The organism is Tritonibacter litoralis (genome assembly GCF_009496005.1).
GTDB lineage: Bacteria > Pseudomonadota > Alphaproteobacteria > Rhodobacterales > Rhodobacteraceae > Epibacterium > Epibacterium litoralis.
This window is the reverse complement of sequence record NZ_WIBF01000024.1, coordinates 1-17,316: the sequence shown is the minus strand read 5'-3', so window position 1 is coordinate 17,316 and position 17,316 is coordinate 1. Positions and strand designations below refer to the sequence as shown.

The following is a 17,316-nucleotide window of genomic DNA, read 5'->3' as shown; positions in this document are numbered from 1 at the left end:
ATCAAGGCTTGAAAACAGACGACATTGCAGCTTGAAATACGAGCTTAACAGTCTCCGGTAAAACCGGGGCGGTTCAGGTCTATCGAGACTGGGATCCGCGCCGATAATCGACGCGGCTTTAGTCATGAAACTGTTTCCAAGACACGGGTGAGGTCGCGAACATTTTCGTGACTTCGACAGGAGCGCTCAGCCAGTTTTCATATTCTTTGAAAGCGCTTGCCGTGTAGTCCTGCGCGTAGTGGAAATTCAGGGCGTCTTCATCGTCAAAACACTCAAACAAAAGCAACCCGGCTCTGCCAGAGTGAGTGGGATAAGTTGCTCCAAAGCGGCCTGCGCTTCTTCGAAATGTTCTGGCTTGATCGGGATCACACCGAACAGGAATAGTTTAGTTTGATCGTCGATCACTCCAGTCTTGGCCGATACAGGTAAAGCACTCGAAGCTGCGGCTAAGCTTCTGGCACCCAATCCAAGAGAGAATGAACGGCGGGATAATGTAAACTTAGCCATGTGGTGTTCTTTCATTTTGCGGGAAGGCGGCACTATACCGAGGCAACTTGGTCGGTTACGGGTCGTAGATGATTGGTTCAGAACGTTTCAACGTACGGACGTAACTCAATTTCGTATGTCCATGCGCTGTTATGTTGACGGGACAACTCTAGATAAGTTCGGGCGATCTCATCAGGGTGAAGCGCCGTGTCGGGGTTTGCATATGGTTCGCCGCGTTCGGGTCGAAAGATCACACCGTCCAGAACAATATGGGCGATGTGGATGTTTTTGGGCGCCAGCTCGCGTGCCAGACTTTGGCAAAGTCCGCGCAGCGCAAATTTCCCCATCGCGAAAGGTGCCGATTGCGCGAACCCCTTTAACCCTGCAGACGCTCCAGTAAACAACATTGTGCCGCTGCCCCGAAGGATCATCCGCCGCGCCGCAGCTTGGGCAACAACCAGTGCCCCCCAACCGTTCACCGACAAGGTTGCGCGCACGACATCCAGATCAAGTTCGGCAATGGGGCCGCGCGTATATGCGCCCGCGTTGTAGATAACCAAGTCTGGTGGTCCCAAGTCGTCGTCAACTTGCGTGAATAGATTTTCTACGCTTTCGGCGTCAGAGGCATCACAGATGTACTGCTTTGCGCCAATCTCGGAACTGAGTTCTGACAAAGACCCTGAGCGCCGCGAAGCGAGCGCCACATCATAACCGTCCTGCGCGAATGCTTTGGCTAGCGAGGCCCCGAGACCGGGGCCTGCTCCAACGATCAGTGCCACCTTACCCATGGAACTGCTCCCAGGACACTGGCGAGATGGCCGACATTTTGGTAATTTCGACCGGGGCGCTTAACCAGTTTTCGTATTTCTTGAAGACACTTGCCGTGTAGTCCTGCGCATAGTGGAAATTCAGGGCGTCTTCATCTTCAAAGCACTCAAACAGATGCAAAGTGTTGCTCTTGTCCTTGCTGGTGAATGCCGCAAACACGTGGCAACCGGGTTCTTCCAGAGTAGGTGGAATGATCTGGTCCAAAGCTGCTTTGGCCTCTTCTAAATACTCGGGCTTGATCTGGATCACTGCGAACAGGAACAGTTTGGATTGCTCTCCAGTCATTTACACTTCCCCCATGTAAACAGGCTTCAACCCTTTGATCAGTTCGTCTTGGATCGGCAAGACCGCTTCGTTAACGGCAGTAACGCCCATATCGTGGCCAACTTGGGTACGGATCGGGCGCGGTGCGCTCATGTCCACAAGGTCCGCGATCCGGTTTGCGACGTTGCTGGCGTCTGTGCTGGCGTCCCCTTGGTCAAACATACCTTGGAACATTCCAAGAAGTCGGTCGCGACCTTGGGCCAAGTCTCCATAGTCCTGAACGCGCGCAGTATCGGCTGGTGCTGGGGCCGTTGTAACCAGATCGGTGCCGTGGCCGCTGGGTTCGACCAGAATTGACTCGATGCCAAGGGATTCCAGTTCAAAGTGCAGCGATTCACAATAGGCTTCCATTGCCCACTTACTGGCGCAGTACAGCCCGAAAAATGGCATCCCAAAGCGACCCGCAGCAGAACTTAGGCTGATGATAAGGCCTGATTGTCTGCTGCGCATCTGCCCAAGAACCGCGCGGCTCATCCTCATGATGCCATAGACGTTCACGTCAAACAGGTCTTGGGCCTGCTCAAGCGTGTAAGCTTCGGTCAGGCCAACGGGCATAACGCCCGCGTTGTTGATCAGCACATCAATTGAGGTTTCTGCTTCGATTATTGCAACCGCTACGTTGCACGCGGCTTCGTTCGTTACATCCAGTTCGATTGGAAGAATACGACCGCCTGAACTGCCAGAGAATGCAGCCAGTTCAACCGCAGCATCTTTGTTGCGACCATCCACATTGCGCATTCCCGCGTACACAGTGTGACCCCGTGAGGCGAGTGATTTGGCCGTGCGCAGGCCGATTCCCCGGCTGGCACCGGTGATGAGAATTGTTTTTGAGGTTGTCATTGTCGCTGTTCCTTAGTTTAGAAAATTGTTCGCATGAAGAGTGCTAGCGGTTCGTCATTTCCACTGGCTTTCATACGCGTTAAGGCTCCGCTCCAGGCGTTCATTAGCCAGTCAGCAGCTTGCGCCGGAGTGAGATGCTCTAGCCGGATTTCGGACAGTTCAATATTGTCCAGGCACTTGGCCAACACGGCAGTCATGCCCTGCCAATGCGTGTCCAACGCGGCCTGAAATGCAGGTCGTTCGTCGGCAAGCTCGGTCGAGAGGTTGCACATCAGGCATCCCTGCGCGAACTGACGCTTCCCCATGTCCGCGCGTGCTTGCTCAAAGAATAGGCGCACGCGGTCAATATGGGGGAGCGATGGATCCTCTAGGCAGGCACGTGCCGCCGCGATCTGCGCCTCGTTGTAGCGATCAGCCACCGCTATCCCGAACGCTTCTTTGGATGTGAAGTGGTGATAAAAAGACCCCTTTGGGACTCCTGAATTTGATAAGATATCATTGATCCCGCATTCGGAAAAACTCGCTTTTCGAAAGGCATGCTCACCCGCATCCAAGAGCCTCTCACGATTTATCATCTGTGTGTTCTCATCTCTTGGGCGTGCCAATTTAGCTATCTCCGGCTGATTTCATATTATTAATAGACCAGTCTCTTATTAATTGACAGCGGGGACCCTTCACACTATCGTTATCACCTTTCAGGAAGCGGGTTTCGTTAAATCACCTGCTGGCAACGCAGTGAAAAGCGCTCAAACTTGAGAAAGATATCGCAAATTGATCGATTCCGGGAGGCAAGCGTAAACCTGCCTCTAAGCGAGCACTTGTTCAACTCAGCTGGTTTTGAACGCGAGATCGCTCAAGGATGACCGCAACGGCGATTCCCAATGCGGCTAGCAGAGCTCCTGACAACGGCGGGGCTCCGTGTCCTGCTATGTCCAGCGCGTAGGCGCCCACAGCTATGCCCAACCCTTGACCCAAATAGATCATGGAGCTGTTGGTCGACAAAACTAATGTCGCTGCAGACCCCGCTGAAACAGCCAGCCGGGTTTGCACAATCGCGGCAATCGCAAACTGGGCCAAAGGGCCTAGGAGGACGCTCAGAGCCATAAGTCCCAGACCAGCCGAACCCACCAATCCAGAATAAAGCGGACCGACCAATATCCCAAGAGAGGCAACCATGACGCCAAACAAGAGCGTAAGACTGTAGGGTGATCGATCGCTTTCCAATCGCGCGCCGATTCTTAAGCCGAGCAGGCCGCTCACGCCGGCGAGTAACTGCATTGCTGCGATGCCGCGGCCATCAAAGCCGGTCAATGTAGTGATTGTTGGGCCGATAAGCCCAACCAGACAAAACATTGATGTAAACGTCAGGAAGGTGATCAACAAATAGGCTTTTGCCTCTCCGCTTATCGGGGCAGGTGATGTGCCAGCGGAAACCTGCGCCACCTCACCCAATCCTGGTACCTTGACCCAGACAAACCCGAGTGCAAGAGCACAAACTGCTGCGGTCAACGCGAAGCTTGCCGCCCAGCCGAACTCCGTTCCCACCAGCGACCCGGCCGGAACCCCAAAAATCAGTGAGAAAGGGACACCAGCATATACGGTTGCCACCGCCCGAGCACGCAGTTCTGGAGCTTTAGCTTGGGTCGCCAGAGTAACTGCCAATGGAAAGGCCAAGGCGCCAAGCCCGCCTGCAAGCGCGCGCAGCCAAAACAGCGTCCGATAGTCCAGGGCAAATGCAGAAGCCAAATTCGACACCGTAAGGACTAGCAATGTGCTCAACAACAAGTGTTTGCGGTTGAGACTGCTGGTGGACTTGGCAAGCAGCGGTCCGCAGAGCGCGCAAGCAATAGCAAAAGCCGATTGCAACGTCGCAACAGTGGACACTGAAACACCGAGGTCACGGGCCATCGGGTCCAAAAGCCCAGAGAAGACGAAGGCACCCATGGTAAAACAGAACGGACATAACATCAGGGCAAAAAGCATCATGGTCTTGCTTCAACCGGTTTGATGAAACATGTGGTCGTGCCAGTCGCGAGCAGATTACCCTCGGCATCGGTTACACGGCCATATGCAGTTGCCGTCCGGTTGGCACGGTTTTCAAGCTGGGCATTGCAAACCACCTGTCCGGTGTCGGCGCGGATCGGGCGAATGAACTTCACTTCCGTCCCCAAGGAGCTGAACAACTCCCCCGGCAACAGGCTGCTTTGAACAGCACAGCCTAACGCCGAATCCAAAAGCGCCATCGTCCAACCACCGTGAATGATCCCCATCGGGTTCAAAAACGCTTCGGACGGAATACCGAGAAAAGTGCAGTGCCCCTCACTGACTTCATGTATCCATTGTTTGGTGGTTTGTACGATGGGTGGCGCTGGTAACTCTTTGGCGACAATGTTGCGCATTACTTCTAGCCCGCTCAGATGCGTGATATCCTGTGGACGGGCCAAACCATAGGCGAGCTCCGGCAAGGGCACTTCGACTGAAACCGTATTCATGTTTTTTTCCGTCCATTCAACTTTTGTGACTGATTTCGATTGCAGTGGCGGTCGCTTCCCCACCTCCAATACAAAGTGCAGCGATGCCCTTCGACAAACCTCTGTTTCTCAAGGCGTGAACCAATGTCACAATGATCCGAGCACCAGTGGCACCAATTGGATGGCCAAGCGCACAGGCCCCGCCGTTAACGTTCAAATTCTCGCGTGGGATTCCAATGTCTTTGGCCGCCGCCATCGCGACAACGGCGAAGGCCTCGTTGACCTCGAACAGATCGACATCCCCTGCCGCCCATCCGACGCGGGCCAAGAGGGTCTCGATCGCGGGGATTGGGGCCGTTGTGTACCAACTGGGATCTTGGCTGTGAGTGGAATGGCCGGCTATCGTGGCCAAAATTGGCTGCTTTCGGCTTCCGCGGTGCTTCGCCGACAGAGAACCAACGCCGCTGCGCCATCCGCATTTGCCGAAGAACTGGCCGCTGTGATAGTTCCGTTCCCTGCAAACGCGGGCTTTAACTTTGGGATTTTTTCTGGTGAAACCATCGCTGGGCGTTCGTCTTTGTCCACGGTGATCGGTCCGGCACGGCCGGGAACCTCTATGGGACTGATTTCTGCGTCAAAGGCCTCGCCCTGACTTGCCGCACGCGCACGTTGCAATGTTTCGATTGCAAAAGTATCCTGAGCATCGCGCGTTAGGTGGTATTTAGATGCGGCAGCCTCGCCGAACAGTCCCATGGGTTTTCCAGGCTCATAGGCATCTTCCAACCCGTCCCACATCATATGGTCGAGCACCTGTTCATGACCCGCTTTATGCCCATACCGCATTTTAGACAGCATAAACGGGGCATTGGACATGGATTCCATACCACCGGCAACGACAATACGCGCACTTCCCGCAACGAGAAGGTCATGGGCCAGCATCACCGATTTCATTCCTGATCCGCAGACCTTGTTTACCGTTGTCGCCCCGACAGAGTCCGGCAATCCCGCCCCTCGGCAAGCCTGCTGCGCCGGAGCCTGCCCGACGCCACCTGGCAACACGCATCCGATTAAGGCTTCGGACACATGTTCAGGCGAGAGTTTGGCATCCCCAAGGGCGGCAGAAATCGCCGTAGAGCCAAGCTCAGGAGCGCTCAAGGAGCTGAGTGCTCCCAAGAACGCCCCGAGCGGCGTGCGCCGGGCCGCACAGATGACGATGGGATCGGGAAGGTTTTTTTGCATGTTTCAATCCTGAGCAAATTTCTATATAGATTATGGTGGTAATCTAAAATGTCAACGCTTAGATTTAGCTCTAAATCTAAATCTAAATCTAAATGTGAAACGGGAGCCTATCTAATGCGAGTCAACAAAGAGACGGCCCAGAAAAACCGGGCCTCCGTTGTCAAAGCGGCCGCACAGCTGTTCCGTGAACATGGATTTGACGGGATTGGCATATCATCTTTGATGAAGGAGGCTGGTTTGACCAACGGCGCATTTTACAAGCAATTCGACAGCAAAGATTCCCTCGCCTTGGAGGCGACGGAATTTGCGCTCGAACAAAACAGAGAAGCTTGGCGCGACGTTTTGGAGAAAGCTGACGGCACTGCTTTGGAGGCCTTCAGGGAATGGTATTTGTCAAACGAGCACATCAGGCATCGCGGCCATGGCTGCGCGTTTTCAACACTTGCAACTGAGGCCCCGAGACGCGGTGTGGACACGCAGGATGAGTTTGCCAATGCAATCGAAAAATCTCTCGATTTGTTAAGCAACTTCGACCCTATGACGCGTGCAGAATCTTTAAAGATGATTTGCACCCTTGTCGGTGCCTTGACCTTGGCCCGAGCCGTTGGCGACAATCCACTGAAATCGGAAATCGTTGCGGCAGTGACCGACAAGAAGCCAAATTAACCGAGCGGGATTTTCGCGGACCCGCTTCTGTTATAAATCTACCTTACCTAGCACATATGATTGCGCCGCTTATCGCATAAGGAAAGCAGTGGTTGTCGCTTTTGTGATTTCGACCACTCACCGCTTCGATGCCAGTCAGAGATTACTAACTTTGGCAAGCCGGTCCGCCAATGTCGCCGCAAAGACGGATTTGCGGTGGGAAATACCAACCCTGCGTGTTCCGGTATCGGTGCCCGTCAAAGGGCGTAGGGTAATGTCATCACGGGCGCGGCCATGCGAGAGCGGCACAAAAGCGACGCCAAGGCCCGCCGCCACCAGATCAAGCAATTGCGCGTCATTCATTGCTTCAGCCGCGAAGGACCGGGTTGCATCCAACTCCATGTGATCGGCATTTGGGCAATAGGGTCGGTGGATCAGCGGTTGATCGCGAAGGTCATTCAACCGGATCTCGGGCAGTTGGGCGAGCGGATGGAAGCGCCCGAATGCCACGCGGAAAGGCTCCTCAGCCATAGGGATGAAATCATGCCCGGCGGGCACGCAACTGTCCGACAAAAACCCAAGATCGCAATCTTTAGGGTCCTCAGTAAATCCAAACATCAAATTGGGTGAGCGCTGGCGCAATGCATTCAAGCCAGCCGCAACCCCCTCTAGCAGCATATCAGGGGCGCTATGAATGCGAACCAATTGGTGCGGCTCTTTCTGCATACGCAGATCAAGACTGGCCAAATGCGCGACACTGTCCACCGTGTCATGATAAAGCCGGGTCGCAAGGGGAGTTGGCGTTAATCCGGATTTTGACCGCTGAAACAAAACCGCCCCCAAGCGGTTCTCCAGCTTTTGTATCGCCGCCGACACTGTGGGTTGGCTGACATCATTCACCCGCGCCGCTTGGCTGAAGGTCTTTGTTTCAAAGGCACTGGTGAAGTAGCGCAATGTGGTTAGCTCAATCATATGCTTTACCTATACCAACTATAGAAAGCATAGCAATTACCTTTGATCCGTAGGGGTGTCATATCTGGGGTGCCAAAACATAAAATGGAGCATCCCAATGACCCCCACAGCAGTAAAATCCGAAGACACAGTGATCGGACAAGTGATCGCAAAATTCACCGTCGGCGACCCCTCGCTTTTTGAGCACATGGCAGAAGACATTGATTTTCGCATCGACCATTTCCGCGACGATACAAATGTCAGCTGGCAACAAGCCACCTCCCGCCCTGCTTTGATGGCCCTTTTTGGGCGCCTTGCTGAAGAGGTTTTCCCGAAGGGCACAAAAGCACTTGACGTGAGTACATCTGCATTGGGTCAGGGGTGGTATTTAACCCGCTTCCATCAGCAGTTTTTCTATGGAGTGCGCCAATGTGATGTCACCTCACTGACGTATATTATTTCCCATGAGGCCGACGGCCTTCTAGACTATTTCCGGGAAACAGTCACAACCGTTGATAACATATAGCCGGCGTTGAAACACGGGCAAAGCGCTGAAACGCGCTTTGCCTCGACTAGTCGACGTAATGAGTTAGCTGTGTGATCGGATTTGGCATAATTTTCTTCCCCTGGTCTGTAGGATCAGTGCAAAGGTCCCAACACAGGTTCAGAGTCAGTTCTGGATGAAATGGTCTTGAGGCTGCGTCGGTCCGCACCTCCAGGAGATGCGCATACCATTTCGCTTTTTGGTTCGGGTGGAGTGCGTTGGCTAGTTAAGAAACAGTGATGATGCGGCCCCTTTTCCCCGGAGCATATGACTACTCCTTCCAAAACCGGTCGCTCGGTGCGTCATGGCGAGGCAACAGCGAAGACAAACCCACAATAGACTCTTAATTTCGGACGGGTTTAGTGCTGACTAGGTGGTGCATCTGCATCTTCGTATGCGATGCCATCGATCTTCGACCCGCTTCATGGGCATGTCCCAGACCCGTTAAGCCGTACACGCCATTGTGCGGGGAACGGTTGGTTTATCAAAATACTTGAATAGATTATAACTATAATCTAAATGTAGAATATTCACCAACAGGAGTTGTCCAGATGCCAACGAAAATGTCCGACGCGATGACCGCTGAAACCACGCCCATCTATAAGAAATGGCGACTAGACCCGAGTGCGATAGCGCTCGCCCCTTTGGCGCGGCTGCAATCAACCGTGTGGGGATTGGTGGCTGCCACCACGGTTCTGGTGATGGGCCAACAAAGTCACGCAGACGCATTGAGCACTTTTGAAGACAGTGTCACACACCATTCCGTGTCGACCTCGGGTGTTCGGATTCACTATGCCGAAAAGGGTGAAGGAGACACAGTTCTCTTTCTGCATGGTTTTCCCGACCATTGGTTAACGTGGTGGCGTCAGATGGAGGCTCTTTCTAAAGATCACCACGTCGTCGCAATGGATATGCGTGGCTTTAATCTAAGCGACCAACCGATAGATCCAGAGGACTACTTGATTGAAAAACTGATCACCGATGTTGAGGCCGTCGTGAAGGACATCGGAAATGGCCCTGTTACTTTGGTTGGTCATGACTGGGGTGGTTTCGTTGCGTGGAATGTTGCAATGCAGCGGCCCGATTTGATATCGCGCGCGGCGATCGTAAACATTCCACACCCATGGGCGATGGCGGATGCTCTTGCAACCAACCCCGCGCAAGAGGCAGCCAGTCAATATGTTGATTTCTTCCGTGGCCCAAACGCACTCTCGGGGATCACACGTGATCAAATTAGCGCATGGGTTTCGGATCCCTTGTATCTGGAACGGCACAACGCGGCGATGGATAGATCCAATTTGGATGCGATGCTAAACTATTATCGTACCCTATACCCGCAACGGCCCTACAAAGCCTTTAACACGGAACCGCCCCAAATCACCGTACCCACACTGATTGCTTTTGGGCAGCAGGACCCGTTCTTGTTGGTTTCCGGCCTAAGTAACACATGGAATTATGTTTCTGCTCCACTGACAATCTCAGTCTGGCCGGACGCGGGTCACTTTGCCCAGCATGACCAACCCGAACGGCTTAACCAGCTCTTAAAGGATTGGATCTCCTCCAACTGACTGGCGCCTGGAGCTTAATTCAAAAAGACAAGGATACGGAAGCAATGACCAAGAAGAATGTTCTAATTACTGGCGCAACCGGCGTAACGGGCGGGCATGCACTGAAACACTTGATCAGGGGAGACCTCCATGTTCGAGCTCTTGTCCGCCGCAAGGACGATCGCGCCAAAGCTCTAGAACAGATGGGTGTTGAGATTTGCACCGGTGACATATCAAATTCTGCAGATGTTGGCGCAGCATTGTCCGACGTTGACAGAGCCTACTTCGTTTATCCCATTAGACCTGGCCTGGTTTCCGCCGCAGAGAAATTTGCGGAAGCGGCGCAAGCCGCAGGCGTTCAATACATCGTAAACATGTCGCAGATTTCAGCGCGCCAAGATGCAACCAGCCAAGCTGCACTTGCGCATTGGTTGGCAGAGCGAGTTCTGGATCGTTCTGGTATTGCCGTCACACATTTGCGTCCCACGTTTTTTGCTGAATGGATGACACGAACGGCCCCAATGCTTGCTCGCGGAGATACGATCTACTTGCCGTTTGGCGGAGGATTTCACGCACCGATCACGGGCGCGGACCAAGGTCGTGTTATTGCCGCACTACTTGCGTCACCGGATCTGCACAGTGGCAAAACCTATACGCTTGTAGGGCGCAAAGAAATGGCACCTGAAGAGATGGTTACTGAATTGGGGAAGGTCCTCGGAAGGGATCTTAGTTTTCAGCAGATATCCGCCACTGATTTCTGCGTTCCGATCAAACAACAGATCCAAACGATGCACCCCGACGCCTCCGATGCAGATTTGATCGGACAACTGACTGAAATCGACTTTCTCGCGCAACATCTGACAGAAGTGGCCAAGGATTACGCCAAAGGCATGTTTGGCGGGGTCAATACAACCGTTGAGGACGTAACGGGTGTGCCAGCGCAATCTTTGGAAGCTTTCTATCGGGAGAATTTGGACATGTTCCGACGCCCCTAGGCCCGAAACCCATCTAGTGGTGTGCTGAGACATGCACTAAGCTGGCGGAGCTTTCTGTTAACAGGCGCAGCAATTCCAACAACACTGCCGCCGCGGCTGTTCCGAAGTCAGTGGGGGCTGCTCCGGCTGGGGCGGTATCGTATCATAGAGCATTCCCTACCTTCGCTGCGCGCTGCATGAACTGGTAGGGAGCGAACTTTTTTGCCGTTGCCATTTATGGATTTTTTGTCCGCTTTATGCTCAGCTCGAATTTAGGTCACGAAAGCCAAAATGATGTTTGAAGTCGAACCAACAGAAGAGAGCGAAGACTTGTATCGACCCAGCGGAACCTGCTCAGGTTAAGCTGCTAATTTGAATGCCTCGACAGGCGTGCGCATTGCAAGGGCCTGATGAGGGCGGCGGTTGTTGTAGAACTGTATCCAGTCACCGATCGCACGGCTGGCGTGGGCAAGGCTCTCAAACCGCTGTCGGTGTACGCACTGTTCTTTCAGAGACCGGATCAATCGTTCCATCATGCCGTTCTGTTGTGGGCAGTGTGGGGTGATGAACTCCTGCTGAAGGCCATAACTTTTTACCAGAGCCGTGTACTTGCGAGATGTAAAAACCAGCCCGTTGTCGCTGCGCAGAAGAAAGGGCACCTCTACTTTTCCTAGGGTGCCAAAGCGCGCGATGAGAGCGTGTTCAAGGGCGGATGCAGCAGTGATCGCCTTTCCGGATCGAGATAGGTGCCATCCAAGCAGTTCGCGGGTGTGACAGTCCATAACCAAGGCAATCGTACACCAGCCGTCCTTACCGCCCCAGACACGTGCGAGGTCGGTCGACCATCGTTCATTAGGGCGGTTCGCGACAGATGGCAGGGCTTGGATACGAGGGCGGGCACCTGTTGGCCGTTTCCGAACCTGCCAGCCCTTCAATTGAAAGACCCGCTGCACCGTATTTTTGTTGAACCCCAGAAGGTATGCGACGGTCCGGTACCCAAATGAAGGATTTTCTTCGATCATAGCTTTGATGGGAATAACGAACTTGTCGTTCAGTTTTGGGGCAGATTTACTCGGCTTGTAGTACACAGTCCGTCGGGGCACGCCGAACCAGGCACAGAGTTTGCTGATCGAGACAAGGTCACCATCTGCCCGCAGGCCCTCATGAAGCGTCCGGATCATCATTCGTCCTCCCGCTCCATGAGGGCCTGCAACTTTTTTCGCGCTCTGAGCTCCAACATGGCCTCGCCATAGGCCTCTTGCAGGTCTTTGAGCTGCTTCTCGTATTCTTGACGTACGTCCAGCGGGTTCGCTTTGAGGGCGTTCTCCATTCCCCGCTTTGCGTCCTCGACCCAAGTTTCGATCTCTGATGGTGCCAGGTCATGGGTCCGACTGGCTTCGGCAACGGTTGTCTTGCCTTGAATTATCTCAACAACCAGCGCTGACTTCCGCTTGGCCGTCCATCTTTTGACTGCTGTCATCGTATCACTCATGGCTACATTTTACTCCTTGTAGCATGAGCAGGTTCCGCTGGGTCGATACAGACTTTTGCGACTGCTGCGGTAGTCAATCTCGATCTGTTTGGGGCTACGTCCATGAAACCGATGGAGCTACGGTCGCAAGTTACTTCCTTCATTGGACAGTAGGTAAGTCCCTTGAAGACCATCCCGCAAATTTTGATTTGATCTACGGCGCTTGGGGCGATGGAGCTACCAAGAATGATCGATGTGCAATTTCCCTAGTTCACTTTGAGACTGAAGGCGTCCCCGGAATTTCAGTGATTAATGCAAACGACCGCCCAATCGCATCTAGCGAACTTGTTGGTTCTGCTATGAGCCGCGAAGACATTATAGGCACGCCTCTGGCTAAGCAGGTATTCGAAATATTCGATTCAGTCATTCAGCAGGACAATCGTCTATGCTGACATTGGCTGCGTCGCAGATCAGAGAAACGTTGGGCTGAGCGCAGCCATTTGACGGATCAGCGAGTACGACTGCTATGAAACGAAAAACGTCACTGCCATTGGTCAAAGCACTTAGATGTCGATCCGTTCAGCGATACTCAAAGGCACAAAACCTGAAAATTGTGCAGCAAAGTGATTGTGCGCTTCGGCGACTAGTTCTGAGAGTTCCATATGTCCTGCTCGCTCGGTCAATTTCAGTTCGAAACACCTATGGTGTTGGCCAGTTCAGGCTTGAAACGCTGCAACGCTATACTGGTTAATGATGCGGTACTCTTGCGACAAGTTCGATGGCCCTATCCCAGCTGATACCAAACTTGTGGTCGCGATAGAGAATGTGTTTTGAAGGGTGCAGGTTAATGATCGGGCGGAGGCCACAAGGCTGGCCGATCAGCTCGCAACTCAGCCGATGGTTCTTCCCGCTCTGGTCCAAACAGTGATATCCGGGCATTGTCACCGTTATCTGGCCTCGGGTCACAACACCGGTTCGATCGGACCCACGGGTATCCTCATATGCATTCAGTTCTTCCTCCGTTTGGGTGACCCACAGGCCCCAGCTCAACGGCTCTTTGACGCCTTGAACCGGAATGTCGAGTAACCCTTTCACGAAGAATTGGCGATCATCGATCGCGCAGATATCGGCGTCTAGCCAAACCCGTTCGAGACGTTCGTCTTCTGGGATGTCCATGACTTCGATCGGCATATCATAACCGAAAGCTGGGGTCCCTTTGCACGGAATACCGCAGCAGACACAGGTATATTCAAATACACGCTCAGAAGAAGTCATCTTGTACCCTTCAGGCCGATAGGTTGTAAGGGTTGGAAACCATCATTCACCTCTTAAGATTGCCAACCGGTTGACTGGCGCATCTACCGCAAGAAAGTCGGGTATAGTGTTCGGAGTGCGCTTTGGTCTGCGCAGAAAAGCGACGGGCCACTCTGTAACGCGTTTCTCTTTGATGTGCCTGTACTCCCCTTCGCGGAGCTCTTCGATGTATTCTTGTTGCAGTATAAGTGCCAAAGGGTCGTTTGCACCGTTTGTTGCCTCAGCAAAGGCCTTTGCCTCAAGAAATGTCACAAAGGCATAGTAGTAGTCGCAGCCGTCCTCGATATCTGCCGCGCCGTTCCGAGGATAGCACCAAACCCGGTATTCCAGGACCTCATCCCAAACGTAGCCGCCGCCGGCCTGTTACGAAGCCGGGTGTTTCCCCACGTTTTCCGGAATCACGGCATCGGGATATATGAAGTCTAGGGATGCCATTGCTTTCCTATCTCTCCTGCTAACGAAGGCTGAAACATTGGTAGTAGTCAGATATTTGTTAGCAGCTAAGTTCCATGATCACTCTCAAGAAATCGCTATTTGTTTTCACGCGTTCGTTATCAAAGGCGTTTAAAGTGTGGCGAACATTGCGTTTCGTACCGCCACACGATGCTCAAGCCAGTCAGTTCGAGAGATGCTGGCCGCCATATGGGTTGTCGATCACCATAAGCCACTTGCCATCATGCTGCTTGCGTAGAACGGCAACTGACAGCCCTCCGATTTCCATAGCGGCCCCATCAGGTGTTGTCCCTTTCATTTGCCAAGGGCTGATGTGAACACCAATATCTCCTGCAACAATGACCTGATGTTCCCCGTAGGTAAAGCTAGGGTTCATTGATGCAAACTCGGTGAATCCCTGCCGGATGGCGGCTTCGTCACTCAGGCCAACGCCGGGCTCGAACATGATCATTGCATCGGGTTCATAGGTGTCCATGACGCCGTCGATATCGGCCTTGGCAAACGAAGATGTCATCGTCTCAATTACGTTCAGGACGGCGGTTTGTTCTTTATTCATAGGGGCTCTTTCTTCTGCTAGTGCGGGGGATGAAAATGCTGTGCCTGCGGTGCAGGCACACAGTGCGAACGCCAGAAACTGACTTCGGGATAGCCGAAATTGCATGTTTAGTCCTTTCGGTGGTGGGATTTGGTCAATCGACCGGTGGATACCGCATGTTCCGTGAGTTTAGGGCGGCGTGGGGATATCATCAGGGGCAGCTGGATTGCCCGCCTGGATGGTTAAAATCTGCTCAAGCTTCTCTGTGAAGTCTCTTGGGTTCTTGAAGGCTGGAACAAGTCTTTGGGCGCAAAGCCCTTGTAGCCCGTCTTCGACCCGCGCCACTTCTTGAATGACATCGTCGTAGCTTGGTCCGGATTCCCCGCTGCGGGTCAGCTCGGCTTCTGGCCCCACGCACCCCATCTCCAGAGCACGCGGCAGCCTGCGGGGGCAGCTGCAGGCGGCTGTGTTCGACGCGACGACACCGCACTTTTGCGCCGTAAAGGCCTCTACTTTCGCGGATGCACGCGAAAGCCGCTTGCGATAGGTTGCGGCAGGCAGATCCAGAATTCTGATCGCTTCGGATTGGTCCAGCTCAAACACCCTGCCAAGCACATAGGCGATGCGGTGGTTGATATCGAGACAGAGCAACATTGCCATCGTGCAAGCGACGCGCAACTCGTTGTACATGATTGTGTCAGTTGGATCGGTTGCCTCGTGATCCTGCAGACCATTTTCCAGATCTTCACCGTACTCATCGAAAGTCAGTCCGAATTCCCGTGCCCGAATTTTCTTAGCGGTCAGCAGATAGTTGACTGCAATTCGGTACACCCAAGTTGAAAAGCGACTGTCCTCCCGAAACTGACTGAGTTTGGTGATTACCAGAACCAGAATTTCCTGCGTGGCATCCTCGGCTGCCGTGAAATCGGCCAGCATTCGAATGGACAGCCTGAAAATAGTGTCCTGAATATGTGACACAACTTCGCTCAAAGCCGCTTTGTCACCGCCTTGCGCTAACTTCACAGATTCATGAATGTTCCGTTCCATGCTCAACCTCAATTGGTTCGTCTACAGAGTTAGACAATTCTGAAGCTGAATGTGTGACCGGTTTTTTCAACTAATTCAAAGTGAGCGACGAAAACACTGTTGCTGACGCGGCATCAACCAGCCCAACTTTGCACGGGGCGCTGCCATTGTTGTTGCAAATGGCCTGGTTCAAATGGCCATCGCCAACAATCCAGTCTCGGAAGCCTAAACTTCTGGCCGAACTAAAACCTTCCCACCCAATGCCGTGCTATCCGTCTGTGTTTACATGAATGAAGTTGGCCTCTCGCCCGCGCATTTCTTCTGGACCAACAGGCTCCCAGAGGTCGGATGCTAGAGTAAAGACTTCATCACTGACGAGCATTGCGAAGGTCTCACCCTCTTCCTTATTCCGCTTGCGGACGCGGCGCTGCCGCTCATCGCGAGTGGCATCAAGAACATGCACTGTGTAGGCTTGGTTTTCCGTTTCCATTGCGCTGTAAAGACTCAGTCGATCCTCAGCCTTTATCAGGCCAAGCTCTACGATTGCATCTTGGCCGTGTTTCACCAGCCCGTGCGCGAGTGACATGATCTGGGTGGAGCAGCGCCGTTTTCGCTCACCATACCATGCCCAGAGATCGGTTTCCGGCCGGTCAGCCAGAAACAAGTTGGCGAGCCAGGAAACCAGCACAAGGGGCGGCGTTGAACGTTCGGCCCCGAGGCTGTTAGCGTAGGTTGTTTTCCCGGCACCAACAGGACCTTCTATGATGTGTATCGTGGGCAGGGTCCGTCCAATCAGTGATTCCGTTTCAAGGCTGTTTTAAATTGTTCGGGTAGGATTGCCATCCATTGCGTGCAGGAAAATGTGCCACCAACGAGGGACGAATGTCGATCATTGTAGCACAGTCTTGGGGATGCGATCACAACGAAAGCTTCTGGCCCCTTGCCCCAAGTAGTCCCAGCAAACGGAGCATCAAACACGTGAGTTCAGCGTTCCGAGAACTATCTGCGTTGTTTAGGAGTGAGCGCTCACGTATAGGAACTGCCAGCTTGCCTCAGATGGATACCCCGATGAAGTATGACATAACCTTCACCAGACTGACCGAGGTTGATCCAACAGAGATCATAGCTCATATGTCCGATCCCCGTGTTGCTGAGCATATGCCTTTGTTGACATTCGAATGGGATGACACCGCTATGGCCAAATTCGTCGCAACCAAAGAGGCGTGCTGGAACCGCGACGGCCTTGGCCATTGGGCTATCATGCAAAACTGCAAATACGTCGGGTGGGGAGGTTTCCAAAAAGAAGGAGATGAATGGGACTATGGGCTGGTTCTCAAGCCAATGTCTTTTGGACTTGGATTGCGCATCTCAAGAAGAGCAATCGAGTTTGCTGTTGCCGACGAACGTATCCCATTCGTAACTATTCTGCTTCCACCGTCACGTAAAAGTCTCGGTGCGCTTAAACGGCCTGGCGCGACATTTGTCGCCGAGATCGAATTTGGCGGTTCAACATTTCTCAAATACAGGCTGAATACTGAAGGATCGCCCCGTCTCTCATAGCGGTAGCTCGTGTGACACGCCGCGAATGGCTTGTGTGGATGGCTCCTGCATAGCAAGACATTTTTGATCTGATTTGTGCATTTGTCAGAAGCAGTCATGTGTCCGGCC

General features: G+C 53.2%; 19 protein-coding genes and 1 pseudogene. 5 read left to right on the top strand and 15 right to left on the bottom strand.

The annotated features are described in order from the left end of the window. Positions 1 to 246 precede the first annotated feature (246 nt). The 8 genes and pseudogenes from GFB49_RS20310 to GFB49_RS20275 all read right to left on the bottom strand — a co-directional run bounded on the left by GFB49_RS20310 (position 247) and on the right by GFB49_RS20275 (position 6,188). Positions 247 to 507, bottom strand: a complete 261-nt coding sequence (locus GFB49_RS20310) for a putative quinol monooxygenase (protein WP_153218020.1) — start codon at positions 505 to 507, stop codon at positions 247 to 249. A gap of 77 nt (positions 508 to 584) precedes the next feature. Next, entirely contained in the window at positions 585 to 1,274 is a 690-nt protein-coding gene (locus GFB49_RS20305; protein ID WP_153218018.1) for an SDR family NAD(P)-dependent oxidoreductase, read from the bottom strand. Next, positions 1,267 to 1,599: a putative quinol monooxygenase gene (locus GFB49_RS20300; protein ID WP_068240800.1), complete on the bottom strand. Its 333-nt coding sequence runs from the start codon at positions 1,597 to 1,599 to the stop codon at positions 1,267 to 1,269. The genes GFB49_RS20305 and GFB49_RS20300 overlap by 8 nt, the downstream gene beginning before the upstream one ends. Continuing rightward, the gene (locus tag GFB49_RS20295) at positions 1,600 to 2,478 is read right to left on the bottom strand and encodes an SDR family oxidoreductase (RefSeq protein WP_153218016.1); all 879 of its coding nucleotides are present in this window, start codon (positions 2,476 to 2,478) and stop codon (positions 1,600 to 1,602) included. 17 nt (positions 2,479 to 2,495) lie between these two features. Further along, a complete protein-coding gene (locus GFB49_RS20290; protein ID WP_246149859.1) occupies positions 2,496 to 3,053 on the bottom strand; it encodes a TetR/AcrR family transcriptional regulator in 558 nt (185 codons plus the stop codon). A gap of 247 nt (positions 3,054 to 3,300) precedes the next feature. Further along, a complete protein-coding gene (locus tag GFB49_RS20285; protein WP_153218012.1) occupies positions 3,301 to 4,464 on the bottom strand; it encodes an MFS transporter in 1,164 nt (387 codons plus the stop codon). Beyond that, positions 4,461 to 4,970, bottom strand: coding sequence for a PaaI family thioesterase (locus GFB49_RS20280; RefSeq protein WP_153218010.1), 510 nt, complete (start codon positions 4,968 to 4,970; stop codon positions 4,461 to 4,463). The genes GFB49_RS20285 and GFB49_RS20280 overlap by 4 nt, the downstream gene beginning before the upstream one ends. 16 nt (positions 4,971 to 4,986) lie before the next feature. Further along, a pseudogene (locus tag GFB49_RS20275) lies at positions 4,987 to 6,188 on the bottom strand (acetyl-CoA C-acyltransferase). A 114-nt stretch (positions 6,189 to 6,302) separates the two neighbouring features. On the opposite strand from GFB49_RS20275, the gene GFB49_RS20270 reads away from it, so the two are divergent. After that, positions 6,303 to 6,854: a TetR/AcrR family transcriptional regulator gene (locus GFB49_RS20270; RefSeq protein ID WP_068240810.1), complete on the top strand. Its 552-nt coding sequence runs from the start codon at positions 6,303 to 6,305 to the stop codon at positions 6,852 to 6,854. A gap of 135 nt (positions 6,855 to 6,989) precedes the next feature. On the opposite strand, the gene GFB49_RS20265 is transcribed toward GFB49_RS20270, so the two are convergent. Continuing rightward, a complete protein-coding gene (locus GFB49_RS20265; protein WP_068240811.1) occupies positions 6,990 to 7,805 on the bottom strand; it encodes a LysR family transcriptional regulator in 816 nt (271 codons plus the stop codon). Between the two features lie 97 nt (positions 7,806 to 7,902). Between GFB49_RS20265 and GFB49_RS20260 the strand changes: the two genes are divergently transcribed. The 3 genes from GFB49_RS20260 to GFB49_RS20250 all read left to right on the top strand — a co-directional run bounded on the left by GFB49_RS20260 (position 7,903) and on the right by GFB49_RS20250 (position 10,870). Then, positions 7,903 to 8,310: a hypothetical protein gene (locus GFB49_RS20260; RefSeq protein WP_068240812.1), complete on the top strand. Its 408-nt coding sequence runs from the start codon at positions 7,903 to 7,905 to the stop codon at positions 8,308 to 8,310. Positions 8,311 to 8,879: 569 nt separating this feature from the next. Then, on the top strand, positions 8,880 to 9,896 hold the full coding sequence (locus GFB49_RS20255; RefSeq protein WP_153218006.1) for an alpha/beta fold hydrolase: 1,017 nt from the start codon (positions 8,880 to 8,882) through the stop codon (positions 9,894 to 9,896). A gap of 44 nt (positions 9,897 to 9,940) precedes the next feature. Next, positions 9,941 to 10,870, top strand: coding sequence for an NmrA family NAD(P)-binding protein (locus GFB49_RS20250; RefSeq protein ID WP_068240815.1), 930 nt, complete (start codon positions 9,941 to 9,943; stop codon positions 10,868 to 10,870). 338 nt (positions 10,871 to 11,208) lie between these two features. Here the strand turns inward: GFB49_RS20250 and GFB49_RS20245 are convergent, their stop codons facing one another. The 6 genes from GFB49_RS20245 to GFB49_RS20220 form a co-directional block, all read right to left on the bottom strand. Next, entirely contained in the window at positions 11,209 to 12,030 is an 822-nt protein-coding gene (locus tag GFB49_RS20245; protein ID WP_153218004.1) for an IS3 family transposase, read from the bottom strand. Further along, entirely contained in the window at positions 12,030 to 12,341 is a 312-nt protein-coding gene (locus tag GFB49_RS20240; protein ID WP_153218002.1) for a transposase, read from the bottom strand. Before GFB49_RS20240 ends, GFB49_RS20245 begins: the two co-directional genes overlap by 1 nt. Positions 12,342 to 13,067: 726 nt before the next feature. Beyond that, the gene (locus GFB49_RS20235; protein WP_153218000.1) at positions 13,068 to 13,595 is read right to left on the bottom strand and encodes a DUF2199 domain-containing protein; all 528 of its coding nucleotides are present in this window, start codon (positions 13,593 to 13,595) and stop codon (positions 13,068 to 13,070) included. Between the two features lie 655 nt (positions 13,596 to 14,250). Then, complete coding sequence (locus GFB49_RS20230) at positions 14,251 to 14,643, bottom strand: YybH family protein (protein WP_194269430.1); 393 nt, start codon at positions 14,641 to 14,643, stop codon at positions 14,251 to 14,253. Between the two features lie 168 nt (positions 14,644 to 14,811). Continuing rightward, positions 14,812 to 15,669 carry an RNA polymerase sigma factor gene (locus GFB49_RS20225; RefSeq protein ID WP_153217996.1) on the bottom strand — a complete coding sequence of 286 codons (858 nt, stop codon included), beginning with the start codon at positions 15,667 to 15,669 and terminating at the stop codon, positions 14,812 to 14,814. A gap of 247 nt (positions 15,670 to 15,916) precedes the next feature. Next, complete coding sequence (locus GFB49_RS20220) at positions 15,917 to 16,411, bottom strand: P-loop nucleotide/nucleoside kinase family protein (protein WP_343032654.1); 495 nt, start codon at positions 16,409 to 16,411, stop codon at positions 15,917 to 15,919. Between the two features lie 305 nt (positions 16,412 to 16,716). Between GFB49_RS20220 and GFB49_RS20215 the strand changes: the two genes are divergently transcribed. Further along, the gene (locus GFB49_RS20215) at positions 16,717 to 17,208 is read left to right on the top strand and encodes a GNAT family N-acetyltransferase (protein WP_194269429.1); all 492 of its coding nucleotides are present in this window, start codon (positions 16,717 to 16,719) and stop codon (positions 17,206 to 17,208) included. Positions 17,209 to 17,316: the final 108 nt, after the last annotated feature.

What these genes read in the sequence shown, in the direction of transcription:
- GFB49_RS20245 (WP_153218004.1), bottom strand. Translation starts at nt 12,030, where the DNA reads ATGATCCGGACGCTTCATGAGGGCCTGCGGGCAGATGGTGACCTTGTC.
- GFB49_RS20260 (WP_068240812.1), top strand. Translation starts at nt 7,903, where the DNA reads ATGACCCCCACAGCAGTAAAATCCGAAGACACAGTGATCGGACAAGTG.
- GFB49_RS20250 (WP_068240815.1), top strand. Translation starts at nt 9,941, where the DNA reads ATGACCAAGAAGAATGTTCTAATTACTGGCGCAACCGGCGTAACGGGC.
- GFB49_RS20235 (WP_153218000.1), bottom strand. Translation starts at nt 13,595, where the DNA reads ATGACTTCTTCTGAGCGTGTATTTGAATATACCTGTGTCTGCTGCGGT.
- GFB49_RS20265 (WP_068240811.1), bottom strand. Translation starts at nt 7,805, where the DNA reads ATGATTGAGCTAACCACATTGCGCTACTTCACCAGTGCCTTTGAAACA.
- GFB49_RS20270 (WP_068240810.1), top strand. Translation starts at nt 6,303, where the DNA reads ATGCGAGTCAACAAAGAGACGGCCCAGAAAAACCGGGCCTCCGTTGTC.
- GFB49_RS20285 (WP_153218012.1), bottom strand. Translation starts at nt 4,464, where the DNA reads ATGATGCTTTTTGCCCTGATGTTATGTCCGTTCTGTTTTACCATGGGT.
- GFB49_RS20225 (WP_153217996.1), bottom strand. Translation starts at nt 15,669, where the DNA reads ATGGAACGGAACATTCATGAATCTGTGAAGTTAGCGCAAGGCGGTGAC.
- GFB49_RS20295 (WP_153218016.1), bottom strand. Translation starts at nt 2,478, where the DNA reads ATGACAACCTCAAAAACAATTCTCATCACCGGTGCCAGCCGGGGAATC.
- GFB49_RS20215 (WP_194269429.1), top strand. Translation starts at nt 16,717, where the DNA reads ATGAAGTATGACATAACCTTCACCAGACTGACCGAGGTTGATCCAACA.
- GFB49_RS20305 (WP_153218018.1), bottom strand. Translation starts at nt 1,274, where the DNA reads ATGGGTAAGGTGGCACTGATCGTTGGAGCAGGCCCCGGTCTCGGGGCC.
- GFB49_RS20300 (WP_068240800.1), bottom strand. Translation starts at nt 1,599, where the DNA reads ATGACTGGAGAGCAATCCAAACTGTTCCTGTTCGCAGTGATCCAGATC.
- GFB49_RS20255 (WP_153218006.1), top strand. Translation starts at nt 8,880, where the DNA reads ATGCCAACGAAAATGTCCGACGCGATGACCGCTGAAACCACGCCCATC.
- GFB49_RS20310 (WP_153218020.1), bottom strand. Translation starts at nt 507, where the DNA reads ATGGCTAAGTTTACATTATCCCGCCGTTCATTCTCTCTTGGATTGGGT.
- GFB49_RS20280 (WP_153218010.1), bottom strand. Translation starts at nt 4,970, where the DNA reads ATGAATACGGTTTCAGTCGAAGTGCCCTTGCCGGAGCTCGCCTATGGT.
- GFB49_RS20240 (WP_153218002.1), bottom strand. Translation starts at nt 12,341, where the DNA reads ATGAGTGATACGATGACAGCAGTCAAAAGATGGACGGCCAAGCGGAAG.
- GFB49_RS20290 (WP_246149859.1), bottom strand. Translation starts at nt 3,053, where the DNA reads ATGATAAATCGTGAGAGGCTCTTGGATGCGGGTGAGCATGCCTTTCGA.
- GFB49_RS20230 (WP_194269430.1), bottom strand. Translation starts at nt 14,643, where the DNA reads ATGAATAAAGAACAAACCGCCGTCCTGAACGTAATTGAGACGATGACA.